This window comes from Streptomyces phytophilus, assembly GCF_013870535.1.
GTDB lineage: Bacteria > Actinomycetota > Actinomycetes > Streptomycetales > Streptomycetaceae > Streptomyces > Streptomyces phytophilus.
Genome location: NZ_JACBXC010000493.1, coordinates 1 through 4,187 on the forward strand (window position 1 = coordinate 1; position 4,187 = coordinate 4,187).

At 74.7% G+C, this 4,187-nt stretch carries 5 protein-coding genes; 3 read left to right on the forward strand and 2 right to left on the reverse strand.

Annotated elements, in window-relative coordinates; translation table 11 throughout:
* On the forward strand, positions 1-541 hold a 541-nt coding region (locus tag H5J30_RS19910; protein WP_508470563.1), incomplete at its 5' end, for an MFS transporter.
* Positions 542-590: 49 nt separating this feature from the next.
* On the opposite strand, the gene H5J30_RS36840 is transcribed toward H5J30_RS19910, so the two are convergent.
* On the reverse strand, positions 591-707 hold the full coding sequence (locus H5J30_RS36840) for an SGM_5486 family transporter-associated protein (protein WP_258563424.1): 117 nt from the start codon (positions 705-707) through the stop codon (positions 591-593).
* Between the two features lie 425 nt (positions 708-1,132).
* On the opposite strand from H5J30_RS36840, the gene H5J30_RS19915 reads away from it, so the two are divergent.
* Positions 1,133-1,651, forward strand: coding sequence for a SixA phosphatase family protein (locus H5J30_RS19915; protein ID WP_181788765.1), 519 nt, complete (start codon positions 1,133-1,135; stop codon positions 1,649-1,651).
* 48 nt (positions 1,652-1,699) lie between these two features.
* On the opposite strand, the gene H5J30_RS19920 is transcribed toward H5J30_RS19915, so the two are convergent.
* Positions 1,700-4,006, reverse strand: a complete 2,307-nt coding sequence (locus H5J30_RS19920) for an ATP-binding cassette domain-containing protein (RefSeq protein ID WP_181788766.1) — start codon at positions 4,004-4,006, stop codon at positions 1,700-1,702.
* Positions 4,007-4,068: 62 nt separating this feature from the next.
* Here H5J30_RS19920 and H5J30_RS19925 point away from each other — a divergent pair.
* A partial coding sequence (locus H5J30_RS19925) for an HTH domain-containing protein (protein ID WP_181788767.1) occupies positions 4,069-4,187 on the forward strand: 119 nt, incomplete at its 3' end.

A 4,187-nucleotide genomic window follows, 5' to 3' on the forward strand; every position in this document is an offset into this window, starting at 1 on the left:
CGTCTTCTTCGGCCTCCAGGCCACCGCCGCGTACGTCACCATCGGCTGGCTGCCGCAGATCTACCGCGACGCCGGTGTGTCCGCCTCCACCGCCGGACTGCTGCTCGCGCTCGCCATGGGCCTGGGCGTCCCGCTGGCCTTCGTGCTGCCGCGGATCGCGGCCCGGCTGCACCACCAGGGGCCGCTGGTCGTGGTGCTCGGCGTGTGCGGCCTCGGCGGCTACGCGGGGCTGTGGCTGGCGCCCGCGGGCGGCGCCTGGGTGTGGGCGCTGCTGCTCGCCGTGTCCAACTGCGCGTTCCCGCTGGTCCTCACCCTTCTCGGGGCCCGTACCCGCAGCCACGCCGGGCTCGTCCGGCTCTCCGCCTTCGCGCAGAGCACCGGCTACCTGATCTCCATCCCGGGCCCGCTGGCCGTCGGCGCGCTGTACGGGGCCACGGACGGCTGGACCGTCCCGCTGGCGGTGCTCGCGGCCTTCATGGTCGCCCAGGTGGCGGTGGGGATCGTCGCCGGCCGCGACCGCGTGATCGAGGACGAGCTGTGACGGCGGCACGGCCCGCCGGCGACAGCGAGAACGGCGGCGGTCGCGGGGCTCAGGGCGAGGCGATCGTGGCGATGACGCCGATGACCACCGTGATGGCGAGCATCGCGCCGAGCACGTAGAGCAGCTTGCGCTGCCCGTTCCGGGGGTTCGGGTCGAGCACGGGCATACGGCCAGTCTCGCATCCCCGCGCCGCGACCCCGCGCGGGGGCGCCGGGCCGCCGGGCCCGGGGGTGGGGCTAGCCCCACCCTCCCCTAGGGGGCCAGGGTCAGGGGTAACTGGGTGGGTCACCGGATGGGGCGGGCCGCCCCGGGTCCGTAGGTTCGAAGCAGCACGAAGGACTCGGGACGTCAGGCGAACCCACGGAGGCGAAGATGTCAGCCGGTGCCCACACCCAGCCCGCACCGCCGGCGGCGCAGCGCTTGCTGCCGTGGTGGTCCGTCGCCCTGCCCGTCATGGCGTTCACCGTGCTCCTCGCCCTGCGGCTCCTCTGACGCCCCCGCCCGCGGGCTGGCCGGCAGCCCCGTCACTCCTGGCGGGAGACCCTGCGAACTGCCCGGACCCGGCGGCAGGTTTCGTGCGAAGCTGAGCTTATGAGCGCAGGAACGCCCCGCAGCATCGTTCTCCTCCGACACGCCAAGGCCGACTGGGCCCAGGACTCCGACCACGAGCGCCCGCTCGCCGAGCGCGGCCGCGCCGACGCTCCCGCCGCCGGGGACTTCCTCGCGGCCCACGACATCGACCCGGACCTGACTCTCTGCTCCAGTGCCAAACGCACCCGCGAGACCTGGAAGCTCGTCGTGGGCCAGCTGTCCCGGCGCCCTCGCACGGTGTACGAGGAGCGGCTGTACGAGGCGTCTCTGGGCGAGCTGATCCAGGTGCTGAACGAGGTCCCCGACGACGTCTCCACGCTGCTGGTCATCGGGCACAACCCCGGCATGCACGGCCTCGCCGACGCCCTGGCGGGCTCCGCCGAGGGGGACGCGCTGAGCAGGCTGAGCCGCGGGTTCCCGACGTCGGGCGTGGCCGTGGTGGAGTTCGCCGGCTCGTGGAAGTCCGTGGAGCACGGCGTGGGGCGGCTCACCGAGTTCTGGACGCCGCACCAGCAGTGAGCCCCGGGGCGGGCCCGCGCCCGCCCCGGCCCTCGGCCCTCTCCCCGCTCAGCCCGCCAGGTCCCGGCGCAGGTAGTCCGCCGTCGCCGACCCCGCCGTGCCGACAAGCTCCGCCGGCGTGCCCTCGAACAGCACCCGGCCCCCGTCCCGTCCGGCGCCGGGCCCCAGGTCGACGACCCGGTCCGCGTGCTTGACGACCTCCCGGTCGTGCTCGACCACGACCACCGTGTTGCCCCCGTCCACCAGCCGGTGCAGCAGCGCGATCAGCCCCTCCACGTCGGCCATGTGCAGCCCGGCGCTCGGCTCGTCGAACACGTACAGGCCGCCCGACAACCGCAGCCGGGTGGCGAGCTTGAGGCGCTGCCGCTCGCCGCCGGACAGGGAGGCGACGGACTGGCCGAGCGCGACGTAGCCGAGTCCCACCTCGGCGAGCGGGGCGAGCAGGCCCGCGATCTCCGCCTCCTCGGCGCCGCCCGCCGCGAGGAAGTCCGCGGCCTGCGCCGCCGTCATCTCCAGCACGTCGGCGATGGAGCGGCCGCGTACGGAGTGGGCCAGCGCCTCGGCCCCGAACCGCCGCCCGCCGCACGCCTCGCAGCGCCTGCTGACGGGGTCCATGAACGACAGGTCGGTGACGATGACGCCGCGGCCCCGGCAGGTCGCGCAGGCGCCGCGCGAGTTGAAGCTGAACAGCGCGGCCGGCGCCCCCGTCGCGCGGGCGAAGCGCCGGCGCAGCGGTTCCATCGCGCCCAGGTACGTCACGGGGGTCGAGCGGGACGAGCCGGTGATCGCCGACTGGTCGACGACGACGGGCGCGGCGCCGTCCGGGCCCGCCCCGGCCGCGTAGCGCCGTACGAACTCCGCGACCAGCGTGCTCTTGCCCGACCCCGCGACCCCCGTCACCGCCGTCAGCACCCCCAGGGGGAACGCCACCGTGACGTCGCGCAGATTGTGCGCCGTCACGTGCTCCACCCGCACGAAGCCCGCCGGGGTACGCACCCGGGCGGGCAGCGGCACCGTACGCCCCAGCCGGCTGCCCGTCGGCGTGTCCGCCGCCGCCAGCGCCGCCGGCGGCCCCGCGAACACCACCTCGCCGCCCCGCGTCCCCGCGCCGGGGCCCATGTCCACCACGTGGTCGGCGATCGCGATGACATCCCGGTCGTGCTCCACGACCAGCACGGTGTTGCCCTTGTCGCGCAGCTCCCGCAGCAGCCCGGTGAGGCTGTGCACGTCCCGCGGGTGCAGGCCGGTGCTCGGCTCGTCGAACACGTACGTCATCCCGGTCAGGCTCGACCCGAGCTGCCGGACGATCTTCAGCCGCTGCCCCTCGCCGCCCGACAGGGTCGACGTGTCCCGGTCCAGGCTCAGATAGCCGAGACCGACGCCCACCAGCCGCTCCAGCGTGCCCACCGCCGCCGCGGCGACGGGGCCGCCCACCGGGTCGTCGACCTGCTTCAGCTCCGCCAGCAGATCCTCCGCCTCCAGCGCGGCCAGCCCGGCGATGCTCCACCCCCGGATGCGCCCGGCGAGCGCCGCCTCGTTCAGCCGCGCCCCGCCGCACCGCGGGCACGGCGCCTCGGTGACCACGCGCAGCACCTCGGCCCGGGTCCGCCCGGTGAGCGCGCCGACGTCCCGCCTGAGGTAGAGCCGGCCGAAGCGCTCGACCAGGCCCTCGTAGGCGTTCTCCCCGTCCGCGCCGGTGCTCTTGACGCGGCGCGGCACCCGGAACCCCTTGCCGTGCAGGAGCAGCTCCCACTCGCTTTCGCCGTAGCGTGCCAGCGGCAGGTCGGGGTCGAAGAGGCCGGACTCGGCGTACGTCTGCCACCACACCGAGCCGACGCCGAACGGCGCGAACCGGATCGCGCCCTCGTTCAGCGACTTCGACCGGTCCAGCAGCCGGTCCAGGTCGAGGCGGACCGCCTTGCCGAGCCCGTCGCAGCCGGGGCACATCCCGCGGGGGTCGTTGAACGAGTACGCGCTCGCCTCGCCGGCGGACGGCGTGGCGCAGCGGGAGAACAGCACGCGCAGGACGGCGTAGACGTCGGTGGCGGTGCCGACGGTGGAGCGGGCGCCGCCGCCGAGGGGGCGCTGGTCGACGACCACGGCGGGGGTCAGGTTCTCCAGCCTTTCGACCCGCGGGCGCTCGTGCCGCGGCAGCCGGTTGCGTACGAACCAGCCGAAGGTCTCGCCGAGCTGCCGCTGCGACTCCACGGCGAGGGTGTCGAAGACGAGGGAGGACTTGCCGGAGCCGGACACCCCGGTGAAGACGGTGATCTTGTCGCGGGGGATGTCGAGGGAGACGTTCTTGAGGTTGTGCTCGCCGGCTCCGGCAATACGAATGAGGTGCTGAGGTGCCATGACCTCGACGCTACGGGCGAAGGAGGTCAGCCCATGTCCGCCTTCTCGGTCATGATCGAGGCATGAGCGACACCCCCGCACGGCTGCTCACGCTGCTGTCCGTGCTGCAGAGCGGGCGCGAGCACACCGGCCCGGAGCTGGCCGGGCGCCTCGGCGTCAGCGTGCGCACCGTACGCCGCGA

What these genes read in the sequence shown, in the direction of transcription:
- H5J30_RS36840 (WP_258563424.1), bottom strand. Translation starts at nt 707, where the DNA reads ATGCCCGTGCTCGACCCGAACCCCCGGAACGGGCAGCGCAAGCTGCTC.
- H5J30_RS19915 (WP_181788765.1), top strand. Translation starts at nt 1,133, where the DNA reads ATGAGCGCAGGAACGCCCCGCAGCATCGTTCTCCTCCGACACGCCAAG.
- H5J30_RS19920 (WP_181788766.1), bottom strand. Translation starts at nt 4,006, where the DNA reads ATGGCACCTCAGCACCTCATTCGTATTGCCGGAGCCGGCGAGCACAAC.